General features: G+C 55.9%; 23 protein-coding genes and 1 pseudogene. 12 read left to right on the forward strand and 12 right to left on the reverse strand.

Annotated elements, in window-relative coordinates:
* Window positions 1-312: 312 nt before the first annotated feature.
* From ACERIT_RS05070 to ACERIT_RS05080, 3 genes are all read right to left on the reverse strand, one after another.
* Entirely contained in the window at window positions 313-1494 is a 1182-nt protein-coding gene (locus tag ACERIT_RS05070; protein WP_373673752.1) for a hypothetical protein, read from the reverse strand.
* 119 nt (window positions 1495-1613) lie between these two features.
* Entirely contained in the window at window positions 1614-1970 is a 357-nt protein-coding gene (locus ACERIT_RS05075) for a hypothetical protein (protein WP_373673753.1), read from the reverse strand.
* A 76-nt stretch (window positions 1971-2046) separates the two neighbouring features.
* Window positions 2047-2784 carry a TrmB family transcriptional regulator gene (locus tag ACERIT_RS05080; protein WP_373673754.1) on the reverse strand — a complete coding sequence of 246 codons (738 nt, stop codon included), beginning with the start codon at window positions 2782-2784 and terminating at the stop codon, window positions 2047-2049.
* A 131-nt stretch (window positions 2785-2915) separates the two neighbouring features.
* On the opposite strand from ACERIT_RS05080, the gene ACERIT_RS05085 reads away from it, so the two are divergent.
* The 5 genes from ACERIT_RS05085 to ACERIT_RS05105 are packed head-to-tail and all read left to right on the forward strand — an operon-like array spanning window position 2916 to window position 6642.
* Window positions 2916-3173: an EsaB/YukD family protein gene (locus tag ACERIT_RS05085; RefSeq protein WP_373673755.1), complete on the forward strand. Its 258-nt coding sequence runs from the start codon at window positions 2916-2918 to the stop codon at window positions 3171-3173.
* A 20-nt stretch (window positions 3174-3193) separates the two neighbouring features.
* The gene (locus ACERIT_RS05090) at window positions 3194-3568 is read left to right on the forward strand and encodes a hypothetical protein (protein WP_373673756.1); all 375 of its coding nucleotides are present in this window, start codon (window positions 3194-3196) and stop codon (window positions 3566-3568) included.
* Complete coding sequence (locus ACERIT_RS05095; RefSeq protein ID WP_373673757.1) at window positions 3565-4194, forward strand: hypothetical protein; 630 nt, start codon at window positions 3565-3567, stop codon at window positions 4192-4194. Before ACERIT_RS05090 ends, ACERIT_RS05095 begins: the two co-directional genes overlap by 4 nt.
* A 3-nt stretch (window positions 4195-4197) precedes the next feature.
* The gene (locus tag ACERIT_RS05100; RefSeq protein WP_373673758.1) at window positions 4198-6378 is read left to right on the forward strand and encodes a ThiF family adenylyltransferase; all 2181 of its coding nucleotides are present in this window, start codon (window positions 4198-4200) and stop codon (window positions 6376-6378) included.
* Complete coding sequence (locus ACERIT_RS05105; protein ID WP_373673759.1) at window positions 6379-6642, forward strand: hypothetical protein; 264 nt, start codon at window positions 6379-6381, stop codon at window positions 6640-6642.
* 136 nt (window positions 6643-6778) lie between these two features.
* On the opposite strand, the gene ACERIT_RS05110 is transcribed toward ACERIT_RS05105, so the two are convergent.
* Window positions 6779-7615 (reverse strand): SprT-like domain-containing protein, encoded by an 837-nt coding sequence (locus ACERIT_RS05110; protein WP_373673760.1) that lies wholly within the window; start codon window positions 7613-7615, stop codon window positions 6779-6781.
* Between the two features lie 298 nt (window positions 7616-7913).
* Complete coding sequence (locus ACERIT_RS05115; protein WP_373673762.1) at window positions 7914-8672, reverse strand: helix-turn-helix domain-containing protein; 759 nt, start codon at window positions 8670-8672, stop codon at window positions 7914-7916.
* A gap of 103 nt (window positions 8673-8775) precedes the next feature.
* Here ACERIT_RS05115 and ACERIT_RS05120 point away from each other — a divergent pair, with 103 nt between their 5' ends.
* The gene (locus tag ACERIT_RS05120; protein WP_373673763.1) at window positions 8776-9387 is read left to right on the forward strand and encodes a hypothetical protein; all 612 of its coding nucleotides are present in this window, start codon (window positions 8776-8778) and stop codon (window positions 9385-9387) included.
* Between the two features lie 209 nt (window positions 9388-9596).
* Here the strand turns inward: ACERIT_RS05120 and ACERIT_RS05125 are convergent, their stop codons facing one another.
* Both ACERIT_RS05125 and ACERIT_RS05130 read right to left on the reverse strand, forming a co-directional pair.
* Entirely contained in the window at window positions 9597-10370 is a 774-nt protein-coding gene (locus ACERIT_RS05125; RefSeq protein WP_373673764.1) for a CBS domain-containing protein, read from the reverse strand.
* A 263-nt stretch (window positions 10371-10633) separates the two neighbouring features.
* Complete coding sequence (locus ACERIT_RS05130; RefSeq protein ID WP_373673765.1) at window positions 10634-11791, reverse strand: hypothetical protein; 1158 nt, start codon at window positions 11789-11791, stop codon at window positions 10634-10636.
* A 200-nt stretch (window positions 11792-11991) separates the two neighbouring features.
* On the opposite strand from ACERIT_RS05130, the gene ACERIT_RS05135 reads away from it, so the two are divergent.
* Window positions 11992-12492 (forward strand): hypothetical protein, encoded by a 501-nt coding sequence (locus ACERIT_RS05135; protein ID WP_373673766.1) that lies wholly within the window; start codon window positions 11992-11994, stop codon window positions 12490-12492.
* A gap of 209 nt (window positions 12493-12701) precedes the next feature.
* Window positions 12702-12965 (forward strand): annotated as a pseudogene (locus ACERIT_RS05140) (DUF234 domain-containing protein); the annotation flags it as partial.
* A 98-nt stretch (window positions 12966-13063) separates the two neighbouring features.
* On the opposite strand, the gene ACERIT_RS05145 reads toward ACERIT_RS05140, so the two are convergent.
* Window positions 13064-13945 carry a hypothetical protein gene (locus ACERIT_RS05145; RefSeq protein ID WP_373673767.1) on the reverse strand — a complete coding sequence of 294 codons (882 nt, stop codon included), beginning with the start codon at window positions 13943-13945 and terminating at the stop codon, window positions 13064-13066.
* Window positions 13946-14017: 72 nt separating this feature from the next.
* Window positions 14018-14347: a YbjQ family protein gene (locus ACERIT_RS05150; protein WP_373673768.1), complete on the reverse strand. Its 330-nt coding sequence runs from the start codon at window positions 14345-14347 to the stop codon at window positions 14018-14020.
* Between the two features lie 208 nt (window positions 14348-14555).
* Between ACERIT_RS05150 and ACERIT_RS05155 the strand changes: the two genes are divergently transcribed.
* The 3 genes from ACERIT_RS05155 (at window position 14556) to ACERIT_RS05165 (ending at window position 15752) form a co-directional block, all read left to right on the forward strand.
* A complete protein-coding gene (locus ACERIT_RS05155; RefSeq protein ID WP_373673769.1) occupies window positions 14556-14993 on the forward strand; it encodes a hypothetical protein in 438 nt (145 codons plus the stop codon).
* 105 nt (window positions 14994-15098) lie between these two features.
* A complete protein-coding gene (locus ACERIT_RS05160; RefSeq protein WP_373673770.1) occupies window positions 15099-15266 on the forward strand; it encodes a DUF1931 domain-containing protein in 168 nt (55 codons plus the stop codon).
* 102 nt (window positions 15267-15368) lie between these two features.
* The gene (locus tag ACERIT_RS05165; RefSeq protein WP_373673771.1) at window positions 15369-15752 is read left to right on the forward strand and encodes a hypothetical protein; all 384 of its coding nucleotides are present in this window, start codon (window positions 15369-15371) and stop codon (window positions 15750-15752) included.
* A gap of 537 nt (window positions 15753-16289) precedes the next feature.
* Here the strand turns inward: ACERIT_RS05165 and ACERIT_RS05170 are convergent.
* Together ACERIT_RS05170 and ACERIT_RS05175 are read right to left on the reverse strand one after the other, a co-directional pair.
* Window positions 16290-16514 carry a zinc ribbon domain-containing protein gene (locus ACERIT_RS05170; RefSeq protein WP_373673772.1) on the reverse strand — a complete coding sequence of 75 codons (225 nt, stop codon included), beginning with the start codon at window positions 16512-16514 and terminating at the stop codon, window positions 16290-16292.
* Window positions 16515-16872: 358 nt separating this feature from the next.
* Window positions 16873-17031: a pyridoxamine 5'-phosphate oxidase family protein gene (locus ACERIT_RS05175; protein ID WP_373673773.1), complete on the reverse strand. Its 159-nt coding sequence runs from the start codon at window positions 17029-17031 to the stop codon at window positions 16873-16875.
* A gap of 256 nt (window positions 17032-17287) precedes the next feature.
* Here ACERIT_RS05175 and ACERIT_RS05180 point away from each other — a divergent pair, with 256 nt between their 5' ends.
* Window positions 17288-17542: a hypothetical protein gene (locus tag ACERIT_RS05180; RefSeq protein ID WP_373673774.1), complete on the forward strand. Its 255-nt coding sequence runs from the start codon at window positions 17288-17290 to the stop codon at window positions 17540-17542.
* Here the strand turns inward: ACERIT_RS05180 and ACERIT_RS05185 are convergent.
* Window positions 17539-18393, reverse strand: a complete 855-nt coding sequence (locus ACERIT_RS05185; protein WP_373673775.1) for a hypothetical protein — start codon at window positions 18391-18393, stop codon at window positions 17539-17541. The genes ACERIT_RS05180 and ACERIT_RS05185 overlap by 4 nt on opposite strands.
* Window positions 18394-18576 lie beyond the last annotated feature (183 nt).

Here is an 18576-nt window from a genome sequence, read left to right on the forward strand (position 1 = left end):
AAAAAATACTACCCGGCAATTCTACCGTACAGGGTAAAACCGGTATCACTGACGTAGAATCTGAAGAAGACGCTTTTGACGTAGCTGATGGGAGTGAAAAATCTGAACGCAGTGTTCCCGAAGAAAGGAAATACAACTTTATGACACCGAAGACAAATCCTATTCGGTAGTGTCGCGTCGAACAAAGCGTCAACAAAACCTAGCTTGGAAACTGTCGTAGCTATAGCCCCAATAGATCCGGACTGTCGTTTAGGTGAACAAGTTCTCTCTCTCTCTCATGAATCGGAGGTTAACCAAATCAGTGTTGCACAGCTAATGTGCATGGCCACCCCAATCCAACAATATCCACGGTTTCTCCTCGGCGCTGTACTCACTGATCGCGCCGCTGTGACTGCGGGTTTCCGAGGCGAGGATGCCGATGTGTTTGAGCTGCTGGACGAAGTTGAAGAGGACGTTTGTTCGGATGATGTCTTTCCAGACGCGTTCTCCGGTGTAGATGCGTTCGGTCTGCCCAGTTTCGATGTGTTCCCGAGCCGTGGCGCGGCCGGATCGGGTGCAGAAGGCGTTGAGGAAGACGTTCGGGTACTCGTGGACGAGCCGCTCTAGCAAATCGGGGAAGTGAATCTCGGGGCCTTCTTTGCGGAGTGCGTCGAGAAGGAGTCGGAACTCGGGGTGGCGTTCGAAGCAGTTTCGCAGCAGGATGGCGAGCGGGTGGTGTTCTGCTGCGACGGTGGAGCCGCGTACTTCCGTTTTTGCTTCGTCGAGGTCGGATAGCTCGTGGATGTGGTGCCCATGAAGCACGGCTGCTGCGAGTGCTCCCTGGTCGGTTCGTTCGTATCGATCATCGCCCCTGAGTTCGACGAGTCCGAGAGATGTTGCACCGTCGAGTGTGCCGTCGCCAGCGCCGAACGCGTACTCGGTGGCAAGTACGTTGATGAGTTCGTCGTGTGTGAGCGGACCGTGCTCTGTGATCGCCAGCACGGGGGCGAGATAGTTCAGCGGTTGGGCCAATGAAAGGGAGGCGATGTCGCCGGAGATGTCGCTTCGGCGGAAGCGAACGGAGAGTAGCCCTTCGATATCGACGACCTGTTCGTGCGATTCGACGGTTGGTGGGTGCGCCCACCGCGTGATTCCGGTCGTGTTTGTACCGATCACGCCAACGCCTTTCGACCGGAGCAAGTCGGTGTGCTGGTCAACCGTGTCCTCTGCAGCCGCCAGGTACGAAACGTGCGCGCCTTGTTGATACGTGAGTGCCTGCCCGATCCCACGGAGGATGCCGCTCGATCCTTTGACTTCGATAGCGAACACGCGATCAGTATTCGTGAAGCCCAACACGTCGGGATAGCGACCACCAATCGTGATCGAATGCGGCTCGCACTTATCGAGGACATCTTCGTACGTCTCCCGATGCGAGCCCGGAACGTGAACGAGCGGTTGGTATTCGCGCTCGTGTAGTTCGTCTACGACGTGTTCGAAGACGGCCGATTCGTCCATTACGCTCGTTTTCTAAGCTGCCGGTATTGAAACTATGCCACGGTTTTCCACGACCGTATTGATCACCCTGTAATTTTAACCGTGAACTGACAGCCTTGGTGTGGTGGTTGAATGGAGCATTAGAGCACGCTGTTTTCGGCGTACTCTGGATATTCGCTGTAGACGTAGTCCAGAAGGCTCGGTAGGGGTACTTCGTTGAACTGGTCCTTGATGTGCTCGGCCATATCCAGGACGCGGTCGACCTCGTCCGAAGACCAGTTATTCAGGTATTCGTCCGCATTCTGACCAAGAGAATAGTAATAGACGACCTTGTCGTCCATTGTAACGCGGTTTTCAGTGATGACACCGCGTTCTTCGAGGAAGTCAAGATCGTCGTACAGCTTCTTGGCAAACGGGCCGTAGTCGTAAGGGATGTAACTGTACTCGCCGGGGAGCTCGTCCGTGTCGCCGAATTGCTGCTGGATGAGGAATACCATCTTCTGAAGACGGGTACGCCCTCGGATATTTTGTTCCTCGCTAGCGCGTAGCAAGGCTAGCGGCAGCAGTTGTCGATCAATCATCGGTGGACACCTCGGATGCCTCCTTAAATGTTTCTTCGAAGTCCCGGCTTATAATTGTTGCAATGTCGGCATCTTCGACCATGACGGCCACGTCACCGCTCGATAACCGCATCAGGGCCTTGTCTCCGTCAACGATGTAGTAGGAGGAGCGGGTGAGTTCGGTCAATTCTCGTGCGTCGATACCAGCGCGTTGCAGCAGTTCCAACCGGGTGAGGGCCTGCGACCCACTGACGAGTCGGATGTCGATCTCCTCGGCACGTTTTTCCAGCGTGTCAATGACATCCCGAGAGACATGCGCAAACCGGTTGTCGAACGCATCGATGGATTCCTCGGCGTCATCGAAGAGCCGACTAAGTTCCATGCTCGCACCGTCGCGTCCTTTGACGACCCAGGCGTGGTCGTCGTCGGAGCCGAGTTCCTCCTGAATCTCCCATGCTTCTTGCAGCTTTTCGAGGACTTGCTTCGACTCCTGCTCGAACTGCTGGCGTTCCAGTTCCATCACGTACCGCGGGTTCTGTGCGGAGTACACCTTCGGGTTGTCGTCCGTAACCTTCACGAAGCCGTCCTCTTCCAGTCGGTTCAGTGGTTCGTACACCTTCGATTTCCGGATATCGGTCTCCGAGGCCACACGGCTCGCCTTCATCGCGCCGAAGCGGACCAGCGCGGCGTAGCAGGCCGCCTCGTAGTTCGTCCATCCGAACTTCGCCAGTTCATCACGAAGTTGTCCCATGGGATGTCAACTCAATTGTGGTAGTAAGGTACTCCATACTCAGAGTAGTCACCCACTACTTCTGAATTGTAGTTGTTAGAACGAGCTTAAATACCTATCGGACCAACTGTCTCGCGTACGGTGACAAACAGATGAGCGGAAACAACAACAAGGTCACGTTGACCATCGTCAGCAGTAGCGGCGATATCGAGGACGACTTCCCATCAAACCAGAAAGTAAAGGCACTGAAGACGTCGGTCATGGGCCGGCTGGACATCGACCCGTCGAAGGCGAAACAGTACCAGCTCGTCTACGACGGCGACCCCCTGCCGGGGAACAAGACCCTCGCCGAACTTGGCATCGGCGACGGTGCGGAGCTCGTGCTGGAACCCGAACCCGAGGTCATCTAACTCCGGAGGTGGCGGATTCCATGGACGACGAACTTTCGAAGGCGAAGATGGCGGATCAGGTCGAGCGGTTGGAGGCCACGTCGCTCGTCGAGCGGAACGGGTGGGCGGTCGAGGTCGACGACATGGACGTGTTCGTCGACATGCCGGTGGATGGCACGGAGTACACCCTGGCGGTGAATTTCGACAATTTCCCGCAGCAGGCCCCGTCGTACCAGTTCGACGGGGAGTGGCCGGACCACGCCCGTGGAATCCGTAGCGACAAGGGCATCTGCATCGACGGCACCCGGGAGTGCTACACCAACTACAACCATGACGAGCGGGAGGACGACTGGGATCCGGAAAAGTACGACCTCCCGAGCATGGTGCACAAGATCCACGGGATGATCCGCTCATGACTGGGGTTATCGCGTGGCTCCGCGACCGGTTCGGACGGGCCCCGCCGGAGCCGAACGACGACGAAGAGGAGGACGGGGGCCGGGCGCGGCTCTCGCGGCCGTATGTCTCCCCCGGGAACAGCCGGCGGACACGTGGTATCTCGGGTCCCATCGAGAAATTCTACGTCCCGACAGCGGTCCTCCGCGAGACGCAACGGTTCATCGAGGCCCACGGTGCCGAGGAGACGGAAGCGTACGTATTCTGGGCGGGTGCGGTCACCGACGGTGAGGCGTACATCACCACGTGCGTCTACCCGACCGCGAACGCGCGACACGGCGGCGTGAAGGTGCCGTTGCGGAAGATGACCGAGATCAACCTGGAGCTCCGGGACCGCGACCAGCTCGTCCTGGCACAGGTGCACTCCCATCCCGGGGTCGCGCGACATTCGCCGGTGGACGAGGAGAAGGCCGTCAGCTTCCACGAGGGTTTCGTCTCCATCGTCGTCCCGGATTTTGGGGAAACGCCGGTGTACGACCTGCGGGACTGCGGGGTGTACGTCTACACCGCGACCGAGGGGTGGCGGCTGCTGGACGACGGAGAGATCGAGGACCAGTTCGTTATCGAGGAGACCGTCTTGGAGGTCTAATATATGGCTAGCGAGACACCATCCTGGAACTCGGATCGAACGGAGACCGCGCTCGCGTCCTTCGTGGACGGCGGCCCGGATGAGGGCGTCGCCGCGGTCGCGGACCGGCACGTGACGGTCAGCGTCGCGGAGCCAGCGAATGAGAACTGCCAGCACGCCCTGTTCACGACGGTCAACCTGCTTGCGCGTCTGCACCCCATCGTCGACGAAGTCACAGTGGCACTCCCGCGTGATGCGGACCGCGAGGTCCACGTGCCAGGCGTCGACGCAGGCACGGTCGGCGAGGCGATCGCGGACCTCGCTACACTCATTGACTCGCCGGTCACGGTCCGGCAGACCGTGGATCCCGATGAGGCCGATGCCACGCTGCACTTAGGCGCGGGGGCGGAGGACGCGACGGTGTCGGTCGGGTCGAACGGGTGGCTCGTCCACGTCACGACGGACGGGTCGCCGACGCCGTTCAGCGGTCAAGTAAACCCGGTCGGCAGTTACACGGCTGCCTGCATGGGTGTGGCCGAGGTGTTCAAGACGATGCTCCGCGAGTCTGTCGGCGCAGAGAACGTCCGAGGACGAGTGACCCCGGTCGAGTCGGTGACGTTCTCGACGTACGACTACACCGTCGATCGGGCCGACCCGGCGAACCCCGAGCTGCCGGACGTCGTCAACCTTCACAATCTGAACGTGGTCGGCGTGGGTGCCGGTGGTGGTGCCCTCGTGCAGACGTTGAGCGCGTTGGACGCGGTAAGGGGGACTATCCGGCTGGTGGACAGCGACGAGGTGTCGGCGTCGAACCTGAACCGGTACATCTGGGCGTACCGGCGGGACGTGGGGTCGATGAAGGCGGAGGTCGGGAAGCGGGTCGTGGTCGAGGCGCACCCGGCGTTGACGTTCTCGGTTCAGGCCCATCCCGAGCCGTACATCCAGTTTTCTGACCAGGTCGATGCGGACTCGTTGGAGCTGGTAGTGTCGGCGGTGGACACGGTGCGCGCGAGGAAGCAGATCCAGTGGGATTTCCCGGAGACGATCCTGGATGCGGCGACGAACCAGCAGGGCGACTACGTTGTGCTGCGCGTGGCGTTCGGCGAGGGGCAGTGCCTAGCGTGCAAGCACCAAGGCCGGCAGGACGGAGTGACACGCGAGATGTCCGTGTTGTCTGACCAGATCGGGCTGGAAACGGAGACGCTCGTCGAGATGAACACGGACAATGCGGCGTTCACCCGGGAGCAGGTGGACCAAGTCGCGGCGTACGTCGACGGCGACAACGATATCACGGTGCCGGAGCCGGGGGAGCGGTTCAGTGACTGGTTCCGGCTGCACTGTGGCCACATAGATCTCGGCGGGGCGGACATGGAGGTGCCGGTGCCGTTCCTCCCGGTCACTGCGGGGGTGCTACTCGCGGGCGAGGTCATCAAACAGCGCCACTTCCCTGAGGCGATGGTCGACAACCGGTTCACCCACAATATGCTGGGGGTGCCTGTGGAGAGGATGCACCGGTTCACGAACCCGCATCCCGACTGCGAGGTATGTGGCGACCCGGACGCAGTGGCGCGGTACGAGGAGAAGTGGGAGGCAGCGGGGAAGCCGGCCGTCATCAACTTCATCAACGAGGAGTATCCTGCGAACCGGAGCGCCGAGGGGCAGGCCGATATCGTGGCGTACCTGTATAGGCAGGACGCGTTGCCGGGGACCGACCCGGAGGTCAGGACACGACAGATCCTTGAGGGCGTGCCGACGGCCACACGGAACCACATCGACAACCTGGCGAACGAGGTGGGACTGGTCGAACAGCACGAGCCACAGGGCGGCCGGTCGTTCATCTTCCACGAGCGGACGGAAGAACGGCTCTACGACGAGGACCTCGGCCCCATTGTGGACGAGGAGATTGAGCGTCTCATAGCTCACGTTGAGGATGATGCGGAGGTCCGGCAGTTCGTCGCCGCCCTGCTGGACATCGACACGACGGACCTAGAGCCGGAGGAGGTTGTGGAGGCTATTCGTGACCAGCTCTTCGCGGTTGGCGACGAGGAGGATCGGATGGACCTGTTCGACGAGATTGCGCAGGAGATCGAGGCCGCGGACGTCGAAAAGGACGACCACGACTACGCGCCGATCGGGTGGCGGCGGACCTCGAACCGGTACACGCTGACGCAACGAGCGGTCGACCTATACGAGGGTGAACGATAGATGGGGTACATCACAGGACTTCTGAAGTATTGGTTGAAAGGGCCGTTCAAGAACCCAATCGCGTTCTACATCTACGGTGCGGGCCTGCTGGCACTGCTCAACTCGGCCCCGCACCTCGTACAGGGCGAGTTCATCCAGATGACGTTGGAGTATTTCGTCACGAAGTACCTGCCGCCGACCTCGGTGGGACAAGTGATTGGACAGGTGCTGATCGGGACGTTCGTGGCCGGCGTCAAGTGGTTCGTGTTCACGCCGCGGCGATAGGACTCCGAACGTTCGGACTTCCTAACCGCGTGGAACAAACTTAACGGTATAACCACCAGACCGCAATCAGCATCTACCTAACGGCTGTTCCAGCGGGAACGTTGAACGACAATAGGTTTTCAACAGAACCAAAGGCTCAGATAGTGGGTTTCAATCGCTGTTCGACCCGCTGAAGTTCTCGGTACAGCCTCCGGAAGCGTCGAGGGAGTTCACCGGTACAGTTCACCAAAGACTCATTGATCTCCCCGTTTTCTATCTGGAGTCGGAACTGCACCGACAGAACTGGTTCAGGTGGCAGATCGGTGCGTCTCAGTGGATCATCTGCCTCGAGATCATGCGCCAGTAAATGATTCGAGTCGGCTCCACAGAAGTCACAGCGAGCCTCCGTTTCCACTACCGTGCGGACGTCCTCACAGAGGCACGCATATGTCTTGACGCGTCCACAATGATCGCATTCGATCATGTACCGGCTATCCGTCACAGCGGGGCCTCCTTTCCTGATGTCGAGCACATCCATCCACTGCTCGAATGACGGATGGTCGTGGATGTCGGTCTCAGTGGGCTTCTCTCGGTACACCTGTTCTTGTTGCCATGCGTGAACCAGTTCGTGGCGAACCGTTTCCATGAGTTTTGCCCATCCATTTCTCTGCAGGCTCAACATCGAGAGCGTGATGACGTGACGCCCGTCACCCGCTGAATACGTACCGTGGGATGAGTTCATTGTTGAGTCTGCTTTCCAGACGACTCTGTTGAGCTCAACTGCTAATTCAGTTCGAGAGAGGACCTGTCTGGCGTGGATTTTTGCAATTCGACAGAGTTCCTCTCCTGATGCTACGTCCTTTCTGTACCGAATATACGGTTGGATCAGTTCGAACCAGTCGTGTGTGCCAGAGCTGACGAAAACACGAAGATCGAGTTGCTGGCTGCTCGGTGTTTCAGACCCGATCGGTGGGTGGCTTGTTCGTGTCGACATACGGTGGTTTTCCTGGTCTTGATAATACTCTTTGTGATCGTCAATATCAGCTCGAATTTGGCTTCATAATTTTCTAAAAGACAATCTAATCCTCGAAATTATATCGCTCTGCAGAATGATTCAACATCTTTCGTGTAGACCTTGAGATGGGATACGATAGTTAAGAAATCGGATTGTAGGATCGGTTGTCCACCTCTTCTTCATCCCCCGTCCTATCCCGAGCTTCTACTTAGCTCTGGTAACCAGCTCCACGGCTAACTAGAAATCAGGAGAGGTTCTAATCAGGGGAGGCAGTCGGTTAAATCCACTCGGGAGTTGGTCGATGCTCCCACTCTTCGATCTGCTGGATATCGTCTGGGCGGTCGAGAGATGAGTAGAGTTGGTAAAGCATCCCGAGATTGTCCCAGAGCCCGATTTGTTTGAGCAGTTCGATTGCGAGTGGGGATGCAGCGTAGAACGTTCTGGGCATCTCATTGGGGATCGTGTCTACGTCTGGCTCAAGCTTCTCGACGAACCCTTGGTCTGTAAGGGTGCGGAGATGATCGCGGACGGTTGACTCAGAGATGACGCCTCTGTTGCGGAATGCGACTTCTTTTGGGCTTAATGCGCCGGTTTCAGATGCTAACAACTGCTGGACAATCCGGAGATTATGCTCCTCAAGCAGTTCGCGCATAGCTGCAAGCCGATCCTCATCGTAGAGGTCCGCGATCGTCTCGGCTACGTCCTCGGGTTCTTGAACGAGTTCCGTTTGCTCGGTGGACTCTTGGGTGTTATTGATCCGGGTAATCGCCTCCACTACCTCTGGATCAATTGCCTCGTCGAACTCCTCGATTTCAGCCTCTTCTAACGCATTGACAGCGCTCTGAATCCCTTCGATCTGGTCAGTGACAGCCGCTATTTGGCTGAGTTCTCCGGCAGATGCTTTACTGATCGCTTGCAGGGCACCAGTGTCGAGTACCTCGTTGAGCGCGCGGATACTGTCGCTGAATTCTGCGACAGCCTCCCCCGCTGTCTCAAGGTCTTCCAAGTCCTCGTCCGCTGGTGCCTCTTGACCCATACGTGTTCTTTGCCGGGTGCGACAATAAGTATTGCGACGGATATCGCAACAGATCCGGAGAGATGTGATAATTGTTAAAATAGCGCGTATTCGGTACTCACACATGGGAGACCAGTTGCCACCACATCTACAGGGCCTACCGAAAGTTCGGGACTGGGATTTGCTCACAGAGGCATATAGCGACGCTGAACTCATTGAATTCCATCACAAGGGGAACAACCTCTTACGAAGTAATGGGCTGACAGATGATCCCGTTGCTCCGAGTTACCTGCTGTTGGGGAATTATGATGCAGGGCCCAGTACGAGAGATGGGCCTAAGGATCGACTCGAAACCGTCAGACAAATTATTAATTTGAATCAGGTCACGAATTTCGCTATCTTGCTTGAGGATCTCGACCCAGCAAATGACAGGTGGGATAATTGGTACCTGAAATTCCAATTTACTCTCCTTTCCACAGACTACAACATACTCATTGCCGAAGATAATGACGGTGGGCACGAACTGGAACTCGGGGAAATCCCGCTTGAAGAGACGTACGTAGCAAAGCGGGAATATACGCATGCATCTCTCGACAAAGACCTTGAATACGAGAAATTCGATGGCATGATGGCAACCCTCTTCGACTTTTTAGACCGAGCCGGGCACTTGTATCGGTGGCAGGATACAACCGAACTTGCTGACGCTACCGTTCAAATCTGTATCGAAACGTCCTGAATGCACAGGTATCCCGGGTATTCCTGCTTCGGTCTCTACACTACCGGCTCCGTGCTTGAACTGAGATTGATGTCAATGCTTGAGAGTCTCATAACGCAACTCGTGAGAGTGCTGAAAAGCGATCAAGCTCCACTCGGTGGCTCGATGAATTATTCTAAGTAAATGGGTGAAATCTCCCAAGGTGGGACTGTCCGTCCAAGGACAATGAGCTACGCGGTGCTGGCGATGCCGGTGAAGTATCCGTGGGCCATGTCTAGTTGGTCGCGGTCAACTTCATCGGCCTCGGCGCGGAAATGGAAGAGTGCATTCCGTGTCTCGCGGATGTCCTCAAGCAGGCTTTCGATCATGTCTCGTTCCTGCGAGAGACGTGGCGGAAGCTGATCGAGGTTTCGCATCATGAACATCCGATACTCGTCGAAGGAGAAGTCCTCCAGCCGTTCAGGAGGCTCGTAGCTCTCGTCATGCTCGGCGCGGTCGGCGAACGTGTCCTTGATCCGCTGATCCAAGTCATTACAGGAGGCACGGAACAGGTAGCGGAGACTTTCCTCGATTCCGGCGATTTTGAGGAACGGTTCGACTTGGTGTTCGAGGAAGTAGAAGACGTCGTACCGGGTTAGGATCCCTTCCAGTTGCTCCCGATCTCGATCACCGATCAGGACGTAGTCGTCTTTTGCGAGTGTATCGAATAGCTCGAAGAGATCGTGATCGCGGGTGACGAATTCGGGATTGGTGTTCAGGGCGATTTTGACCGATGTGTCCTCGACGCGGGGTTCCTCAATCGATTTCACGTATTTTGCGACCGATTTGTATGTAACGGCCCCCTCAACGCCATGATCGCTCACCACGGGGAGCTGGTCAAAATCGTTCTCCAGCATAAGTTCCAAGGCCTTCTGGATCGAGTCATCAAGGTGGACGGTCACCGGGTCATCTGGTGTTGCTGCTGTACTGTGACTGAGGACATCGTCTGCAGTGAAGAACTCCATACTACGGTAAGGTAGTACGAGTTCTTTTAGATTCGGGGATAGCGTCGAAACAACGGTAAGACAAAGTGCGTCCGGTCTGCTGATGGGGTAGGGAGTAACGGTTATTCGAGCAACAGACTCTGGAACAGGGATGACCGGCCATGGAACGGCAACCGGAACTCTTGTCGTATCAGGTGTGTGGCTGGAACAATCACGATCGGCGGATCCCGGGAATAGATGGCCGAACGTATGCTGAGGAGCTACTTACCTAATTTGTGCCGTCGCTATAGATCTGTCTTGAGATTCTGTTGGATGAGGTCTGCAAATTCGCTCTCGGGTTGCTCTTGGGTGAGGAAATTAGCCATTGTGTCATAGACTTGCCCCCTTTTGTGTTCGTCAAATAGGCAGTGTCCGACGAGATCACCGAACGGAGTTGTCTCCCACTGACGTCCGCGTCTGCCAGCAGCGGTTTCTTCGACGAGTGGATGTTCAGTCCATAATGCGTTGTCTTTCCCACCAGCCAACGTCTCAAGCAGAAATGACACGAGTCCCTTGCTAGAGCCGATAATCGTGGAAATGTCGTCCGAACTCTGCTGACCCTCTGCATTGTATAGCGCGCGGAACGCGTCTGTAGCAGCTACTTTTTTGCGATGCGTTGCATTGACTTCGCGGACGCTTCTATGGATCCGTTCGGTCAATTCGGCAATAGCACGTATCTCGTTCGGTGAAGCAGTGATGACCTTGTCTAATAATTGGAAGAAGTCAGGGTGATCCGTATTGGTGGAACGGTGTTTATATCGTGTTCTGGCTTCTTCTGCGGCTTCGCTGAATTCTTGGATGACGCTGTTCTCCGAGAGAGTTTGAGAATCATATGCTTGCGTGATCTCCCGTTCAAGTCGTGCTTTTTCGCTCGATATGCTTTGCTCCGCCGCTGCATTTTTGCGCTCTGAAAATCGCCGGTTGAGGCCGTTCAGAATGTCGGTGATGTTTCGGTGTTCGATTTTGTATGCACCTTGTGGTTGACCAGCGGTTCCGAGGAGGAACCCCCAGTTTAGTCTCTCTGGAAAGTAACTTGGGCCAAGATTGGAGATCAGGTCCCGAGTGAATTGTCCGACGACGAATCCAATTTGGGTGTGGCCAGTCAGCTCTGTTTGCGGGAGCCAGACTGGCGCGTCTTGGAACTCCCGATCCACCTCTACGTTCTGTAGTTGGTGCCAACCGTCTTCCCAGCAGTCTGGTGTGAGGAAATCCTTGTTGGTGAGCAGTGTTACGTCGTCCAGTAGATGCTGTATTCGCGTTGCAAGTAGAGGAAGTCGGTCGTTCGTAATGCGGTTTCGAATTTGACCTTCCGTGTATGATCCAGTATCGCCCGCGTATAGGTATGTTCTCTCGGTCTCTTGAAGGTGGTATTTCTGTGGATTTCGGGACGCAGTGGGGTCCATGTATGTATGACACCCCCAGATTCGACCCATATATACTCATCGCTCACCCCGGGGTTGGGAGAGCGTCGAAGAAGGTCATAGACTAACCTGAATGTGTGGTTCGAATAACCAGCCAACGCCCGGGTCCCCGGGTCAAAATGCCCGTGCACCAGCGTACGAACAACCGATCGCATTCCCAAACCCTGTAGAGGAATCTGCCCATGAACAATCAAATAACGCAAAACCCATACGAACCTGATGAAGAACTTGCAACCCTTCTCATAGAGGTGTTAGATGGCACAGAGGTCCGATACGACGATTCGGCCCTCAAGACGGATTCCAAGGGGCAAATGTTCACGCAACGCTCGTACACAGCTGAACTTGGAGAAACGGAACTGGCCGGATTTGAAACTGTCAGTCCTGTAGGAGTATCCCTCAGTCTGCGTGGCGACTTCGGGTTCGCGTCGACGATCGTATTGGGGCACGCGATGCACCTCGGAACCGTAACGCTAGCATACATAGATGAAATTGAGGTACTGTCACTCGATGTGAAATCATACCGAGATCTGACTGCAGAATGGAACCCACCGGCAGTAGTTGAAAACGGGTTTCACGAGGAACGATTAGAGAACCGTACTGTTGAGTACGAGACCGAAGTCCTTGATCTCGCTGAACTCGAAAAGCGTGCTCAAATGTGGCTTTCGGAGAGACTTGACCAGTAGGACCACTCTTGTGAAGCAGATCGTTCGTCGTGACGGTGAAGGATGAGCTGAGATGATCTTCGGTCCGGGTCAATCCGAAGCAACTGAGTTCTGGATTCTGAAGAGTGTTTGTAGGTCACTCCTGGTCTCAGAGATTAGAAGAGGTCGGTTGTATCGAACGTCGGATCTTGGTGGTACTGGATGACAGTGATAAGCGCTTCGAGGTACTCGACTTTGAACCGCACTCGGAGGTCGGCCGCTGGTGGTACGGTGAAGACGAGATCGATATTGTCGGTCTCGCGCCGAACGACGACCGGATCCTGTTCGCCGAGTGCAAGTAGACGTCGGATCCAGTCGGTGCCACACTCTTCGAGAACCTGTGAGAAAAAGCAGCGAACGTCGGATGGGGGCCAACTGATCGGGACGAGTACTTCGCGCTGTTCTCGAAGAGTGGCATCGACGAGGAACTCGAAGGCCAGATCGACGAAACCTGATCGCTGCGTAGCCTTGTAGAGATGGACGATTTCCTCGCACCGTCCGGAAGGGTGCTGATCGTAGAGTGCCTCGTATTCGGGTACGTAATGGCCGGTTGCTAGCTACTCGCATTCCGCAGTCGCGGAGCCGTTGTCTGTCCGAACGAAAGCCCGTCAGTCGCTGCGAGGGCTTCGTCTACCCAGTCAGGACGGGGGATGTCCGTCGTTCCGAGTTCCCGGTATCGAACGCTGGCTTGATCGCGGAAGTGAGCGATCGGTCGGCCGTTCGATCTGATCGAGTCGTTCGCGGCTACGGGCAGCGGACGATCACCGGAAACGGTCGTGTTGAGCGACGACACAAGACCATCCTCACGGATGGTTGCCGTGGCAGTGCGTCTCGTCGTGAGGTTCACGGCCGTCCCGTTTGATGCCTGCCAGCGGCGTGTCTCCGATGTATTAGCGTGAACGCGGCGGTATGCGGTGCCCGATTCGTTCCATGTAGTTGTGACGAGTGCTCCGCGGAGTGCTCTCGAAACATCGTTGTGTGTCGCGTTGGCTGCCGAGTACGGTTCGGGTGGCCGGTAGCGCGTATACGTGACCGATCCATTCCGGACGTTAATCGTCCGCGTTACGGCGATACTGCCGTTGGCCCAGACGCCGTCGATATGCTCCGAGGGATGTTCGCCGCCGGTGACGACGCCGCGGTGGTGATAGAGGAACGAGCCGTCCGCGCCAACCCACACGCGAGTGTCGTGGTTGACCGCGTAGTGATACCCTTCGGTATCGACTCGCTGGGTGTAGTTACGGACGTATGTATAGGAGGTGTTCTGCAGGATTGCGCGGTTGGCTGCCGCGAGGGTTGCTGCATCCGTGACGCGTTCGTTCGACACGCCTGGTGCGAACGTGGACGGTTCCTGGGCGGTCGGTCCGAAGATACCGCTACAGCCAGCGAGCGGTATCAGAATAACCAGCGCGAGAACAGCAGCAGAAACGAGTCGCATACCGTCTCAGTCCTCCGTCAGGCAAAAGGGGTTCTGGCTTGTCGGCGTTACAGAATCCCTCGGCACGAGACGTTATTCACTCCGCGTTTTAACTGCAGTTCCAGAGAGATTGACCCAGAGCATCCCCTCGGCCATCTCTTCGTAATCGAATGAGGCTCCAATAACAGCGTCCGCGCCGAGGTCTGCCGCTTCAGCTTCGAGATCGTTGATCGCTTCTCGTCGTCCCGTCTCGATTTTCTTCTCGTAGGAGCCGCTCCGTCCGCCGACAACGTCCCGGATTCCGGCTGCGATATCGCTGACGACATTCGCGCCGATGACTGCTTCGCCGGATACGACACCGAGATACTCGGTAACAGAGTGACCCTCAAGACTATCCGTGGTCGTGATGATGAGTTCTGCCATCATCTCTGGATTCGATGCAGACAACCTTCAACACACCTATGACTCATATGGGGATTTTAGCCACTTGCTTGCCGGTCAACCAGTATCAAAGATCGTTTTCATCAAGGATTGATTTAAACGGGACCGTGAGGCGACTGACGTTCGGTCAGATGGGACAGTCGCTGACCGCGACACACCTTTTTCACCTCGTCAGGCGAACGTCGACAGGATGCCTTCCGAGACGCTCCCGAATGCAGATGCGTTGGTCCGACCACGTGTCTTTCTCTATCCGCTCGGCCTGTGGCTGCTAATGGCGGTCGTCGCCGTGGCGAACGGCGTGTTCCGGGAAACAGTCATCATCCCCCGAATCGGCGACTACCCGGGACACGTCGTCAGCACCGTCATCCTCGTCGCCGCTATCCTCGTCATCGCCTTCCTCTACTTCACGAACACAGGAATCGCCTACACACGGGCGGAACTGTTGCTTGTCGGCCTCGGCTGGGCAGTACTGACTGTCGGGTTCGAATTTCTGGTCGGCTACCTAGAGGACACTCCGGTCTCCGTCACGCTCGGTCAGTACAACGTCTTCGCCGGCCAGGTCTGGATTCTCGTCCCACTGACGCTCTTCGTCTCTCCGTTGCTATTCGGCTGGTATCTCACCAGCTGAGGGCGCGACTCTACCAAGCACCATACTCGGAATGAGCAAGTTTGACGCTCTACCCGACTATTTCAGCAATTCTTTATAGCCGAGGCAGAGAACCAAGGAACTGTCATGACGGACCTGATCGTGAAATCCGCAGTGAAGGATGCGCTCGAAGGAAACAACGTCTCGGCCGACTTCTACGATGCGCTTGACGCGGAAGTCGAAGAGCTGCTAGAGGATGCAGCACGTCGAGCTGAGGCGAACGACCGTCGAACCGTCCAGCCCCGCGACCTGTAACCCCGACTAATTCACCATTATTGGGGTTAGATGAAGGAAGAATCGCATGACTGCGGTTAACTGTTAGACCGCTTTTATACGTGGACGTATAACGATAGGGAGATGAGTAGAAGTAACAGACAGGGGTTGCTCAAAGAACGGTATCACGTGCATGAGCACCCCTTTGAACCGTACGAGGAGGCGCTACGCCGATCCGACCAGTCGAAGATGGACGTGCCGAAGACCGAGGTTCCGTCGCTGCCGGCACGGTTCAAGGAGCATTACCCCGCGAACGGGATGCAAGACGAGAATGCACAGGCTTCCTACCGTGATGACCGGAAGGAAGACAGCACCCACGTCATCGAATACTCGGACCAGTGGGAGATCCACATCGACGATTCCAACCCACGGTTCCCAGACCAACGGTTCGACCACCTGGTGAATGACGCACCCGTCACCCTTGTCCTCCTCGTAGCTGTCATCGTCCTCAGCTACCACTACAACTGACAGCCGCCATCACAGAAGCGAAATTCGGTCCGTCTCAGCTGATTCACTTGGAACTCCGATGAGTTTCGACGTAACGGATTCGTTTGAGATGCCGTGTTCCACTGGCCTGTGAGCTGTTCACCCCCGTATGGTGGCAGCGATCCCACGTTCTTTGTTTTCGTTCTGGTGCAGTCATAATGTTGCCCGCTTGTTTCATGGTGCTGCGACCGGCCGAGTGGATGCAGTAGTAGCGGATCTTTTTATATATAAATTCGCTATTCTTGCACAGTACGATGCTGACCGAAGCCGATCTCCGCATTCTCGCTGCGCTGGTTCCATTCGGCGTCGTGTAGCCGGAGGAGTGTATACGGATCGCACTTATTGTTCGTCATCGGAGGTATCCCGGCGAGCGGTTCGTTCCGCTTGGTCTCGCTGCATCACTTGACGATCATCGTGTTCGCTTCGAACGAGTACATACAGGAGGAGACCACCACCGATTCCGATGAGTACGAACAAGACGACAAGAAACATACCTGCGGCCATTCGTATCGCCGAGGATTACCCCAGGAAGATATCTACAATATCACTGGTCCCGGGCGTGTCGTCACGGTAGAGTTCCGAATAGCCGCAGTTCGTACACGAGACGACTTTGAACTGATTCGTTTGAATATCGAACATCTTACTGAGACCGCCACCGGTCGTTGAGATGGTTCCAACGTCGGTTTCTGTGTGGCCGCATTTCGGACATCCTCGATCGTCACGGGTGGATTCGGATGTTTCCATAGTCGTCAAGTAAACAGGTTTCATAAGAAATGTACCGATAAGTCAAAACCCGCCTGTAATTACGCGCTGCTGCCAGCTTTTTCGATTGTTTGGTCGCTTACGTGCCTCACACCATTATTGAGGGGCAGTCTGTGAAATGTGTCTGGACAACTTCGACGGATCGGTCGCCGAGCGCAAACGTCAGTCACTCGTAGACGTTCCACTACGCAGAGCCGATGGTGACTTCAACGAGTGCATAGTCTGTTTCCGGATCGTCTGACTCGCCGCCATCTGACTGTGCACCGTCGTCAGAATCGATTGTGTCGTCGTCATTACCGTCGTCTCCCACTACTTCTTCGTCATCATACTTGTCGTAGATTCACTCGGACGCCCAGTCGATTCGACCGGGATCCTCATGGACCGTGGCCCGGCCGAGTAGCGTGACGTTCCACTTGACATCACCACCGCGAGCATCCTCGATCGAGACAGCAACTCGGGGATTACGGCGAACGTTTTCGAGCTTTTTCCCACCTGTCATGAAGTACAGCCCCCGTCTCAATGGCCATACCAGACGGGTGCGACATAGGGTCGGTCGTGGACGGTGGTACCGAGATGGACACTCACGGGGGAATTTGCGATAAGGGACTCAACTTCAGCGGGAACGGCCATACAGCTCGTACGGGCCGTATGTAGATAAGTCGTCAAGGAGAAATTGAACAAGCAATCCTTGTGGAAATGCTTATCTACCGTATCCTTATCTGGCCACCTTGCAACCGTGTATCAGAGATGAAGCGATGAGTGATGAGTTCCAGATCGAAGGTGTGGTCGGAACAATAGGCGGCGGGATGTTCCTTGTTCTTGGCCATTCGCTAAATTTCATTGGGAATACTCCAGCAGGAACCACCCCCGGAAAGGCGCTTGTTTTCGCTGGCCACGTTGTTCTCGTTTTCGGGTTCATCAGCCTGTCATTCCATAATTTGGTTGCCGCCTCTCTGAGTTCACCCATAGTCATTATCGTGATGGAGGACCGCTTCGCTGCTCTGTACTAGTCCGCCTGTTCGTCTACTTCATTCTCCCACGAGAGAGCGATTACCGATCCAGAGTCGATGTCCGCCACGAAACGCATCGTCGTAAGATTCGCTGTTAGGCCAAGGATCCCGCCTCCGATGATTCCAATCGGAAGACCGAGAACTGGGATGTTCACGACTAGTGCGGTTGCGATCGGTGATACGCCGAGGGCAAATAATGCAAATCCAACCGCGTATGCGAAATATGGTCTGCACTGGATTGCAAGTCCGTAGGAACGCCGAGCGGCGTCGACGATGCCTTCCTCTCGGAGGACGATCAGATACGGTGTGGCGTAGAACAGGTAGCCTGCAATCAGGAAGCCAACCAGCGCGACGAGGAGGAGTACGATACTCACCGCGCCGAAGCCACCGGTTAGAACACTTGCTCCGAAGACTCCCAGCGCGACTGGCAGCAGGAAGAGGAATGGCAAGACCGTAATGATGAGAAACGGAATGAAATACCGCCTGCAACTTGCCACGAACCCGTATGGTTCGTTATTGAGAACGTTTCGAATACTTCCGAAGTACCCGGCCGTCAGTACTGCCTGTACAACCAGCAACACCGGGACTGTGACGATTGCGATCGGCAGCATGTCCAATGGAATCCCCGTGTTCACGGCGACACCAGAATTTGGAACACTCACGAATAGCCAGATCGTGACAACGGAAATCGGGAGACCAAGTCTGAATCCGATGTGACCGCCGTCGAATTGGAGAATGGCGAGAATCTTGTTCGTATCAAACAGCGCGAGTACGATGGGGACTAGCGCTAATGAGAGGTGTGCCCAAGCACGGTGCCATCCGTCTGCGAGTCGTGTCGTGAACCCTGGCATTAGAGATTCCCGATTGATGTCACACTATTGTCGGGATATGTGCCTGCCCCACGAGATCTCGTGGATAGTTCGTTTCTTGGAACAATCTGTGCAACGACTATTCTCTCGAATTGAGGGACCATGGGTATCTTCGATACAACTTCACTGGTGGAAAAAGCTGACTTTAGCTACAATAGCAAGTGA

It is taken from the genome of Halopenitus sp. H-Gu1 (assembly GCF_041821145.1).
Lineage (GTDB): Archaea > Halobacteriota > Halobacteria > Halobacteriales > Haloferacaceae > Halopenitus.

What these genes read in the sequence shown, in the direction of transcription:
- ACERIT_RS05070 (WP_373673752.1), bottom strand. Translation starts at nt 1,494, where the DNA reads ATGGACGAATCGGCCGTCTTCGAACACGTCGTAGACGAACTACACGAG.
- ACERIT_RS05075 (WP_373673753.1), bottom strand. Translation starts at nt 1,970, where the DNA reads ATGGTATTCCTCATCCAGCAGCAATTCGGCGACACGGACGAGCTCCCC.
- ACERIT_RS05080 (WP_373673754.1), bottom strand. Translation starts at nt 2,784, where the DNA reads ATGGGACAACTTCGTGATGAACTGGCGAAGTTCGGATGGACGAACTAC.
- ACERIT_RS05085 (WP_373673755.1), top strand. Translation starts at nt 2,916, where the DNA reads ATGAGCGGAAACAACAACAAGGTCACGTTGACCATCGTCAGCAGTAGC.
- ACERIT_RS05090 (WP_373673756.1), top strand. Translation starts at nt 3,194, where the DNA reads ATGGACGACGAACTTTCGAAGGCGAAGATGGCGGATCAGGTCGAGCGG.
- ACERIT_RS05095 (WP_373673757.1), top strand. Translation starts at nt 3,565, where the DNA reads ATGACTGGGGTTATCGCGTGGCTCCGCGACCGGTTCGGACGGGCCCCG.
- ACERIT_RS05100 (WP_373673758.1), top strand. Translation starts at nt 4,198, where the DNA reads ATGGCTAGCGAGACACCATCCTGGAACTCGGATCGAACGGAGACCGCG.
- ACERIT_RS05105 (WP_373673759.1), top strand. Translation starts at nt 6,379, where the DNA reads ATGGGGTACATCACAGGACTTCTGAAGTATTGGTTGAAAGGGCCGTTC.
- ACERIT_RS05110 (WP_373673760.1), bottom strand. Translation starts at nt 7,615, where the DNA reads ATGTCGACACGAACAAGCCACCCACCGATCGGGTCTGAAACACCGAGC.
- ACERIT_RS05115 (WP_373673762.1), bottom strand. Translation starts at nt 8,672, where the DNA reads ATGGGTCAAGAGGCACCAGCGGACGAGGACTTGGAAGACCTTGAGACA.
- ACERIT_RS05120 (WP_373673763.1), top strand. Translation starts at nt 8,776, where the DNA reads ATGGGAGACCAGTTGCCACCACATCTACAGGGCCTACCGAAAGTTCGG.
- ACERIT_RS05125 (WP_373673764.1), bottom strand. Translation starts at nt 10,370, where the DNA reads ATGGAGTTCTTCACTGCAGACGATGTCCTCAGTCACAGTACAGCAGCA.
- ACERIT_RS05130 (WP_373673765.1), bottom strand. Translation starts at nt 11,791, where the DNA reads ATGGACCCCACTGCGTCCCGAAATCCACAGAAATACCACCTTCAAGAG.
- ACERIT_RS05135 (WP_373673766.1), top strand. Translation starts at nt 11,992, where the DNA reads ATGAACAATCAAATAACGCAAAACCCATACGAACCTGATGAAGAACTT.
- ACERIT_RS05145 (WP_373673767.1), bottom strand. Translation starts at nt 13,945, where the DNA reads ATGCGACTCGTTTCTGCTGCTGTTCTCGCGCTGGTTATTCTGATACCG.
- ACERIT_RS05150 (WP_373673768.1), bottom strand. Translation starts at nt 14,347, where the DNA reads ATGGCAGAACTCATCATCACGACCACGGATAGTCTTGAGGGTCACTCT.
- ACERIT_RS05155 (WP_373673769.1), top strand. Translation starts at nt 14,556, where the DNA reads ATGCCTTCCGAGACGCTCCCGAATGCAGATGCGTTGGTCCGACCACGT.
- ACERIT_RS05160 (WP_373673770.1), top strand. Translation starts at nt 15,099, where the DNA reads ATGACGGACCTGATCGTGAAATCCGCAGTGAAGGATGCGCTCGAAGGA.
- ACERIT_RS05165 (WP_373673771.1), top strand. Translation starts at nt 15,369, where the DNA reads ATGAGTAGAAGTAACAGACAGGGGTTGCTCAAAGAACGGTATCACGTG.
- ACERIT_RS05170 (WP_373673772.1), bottom strand. Translation starts at nt 16,514, where the DNA reads ATGGAAACATCCGAATCCACCCGTGACGATCGAGGATGTCCGAAATGC.
- ACERIT_RS05175 (WP_373673773.1), bottom strand. Translation starts at nt 17,031, where the DNA reads ATGACAGGTGGGAAAAAGCTCGAAAACGTTCGCCGTAATCCCCGAGTT.
- ACERIT_RS05180 (WP_373673774.1), top strand. Translation starts at nt 17,288, where the DNA reads ATGAGTGATGAGTTCCAGATCGAAGGTGTGGTCGGAACAATAGGCGGC.
- ACERIT_RS05185 (WP_373673775.1), bottom strand. Translation starts at nt 18,393, where the DNA reads ATGCCAGGGTTCACGACACGACTCGCAGACGGATGGCACCGTGCTTGG.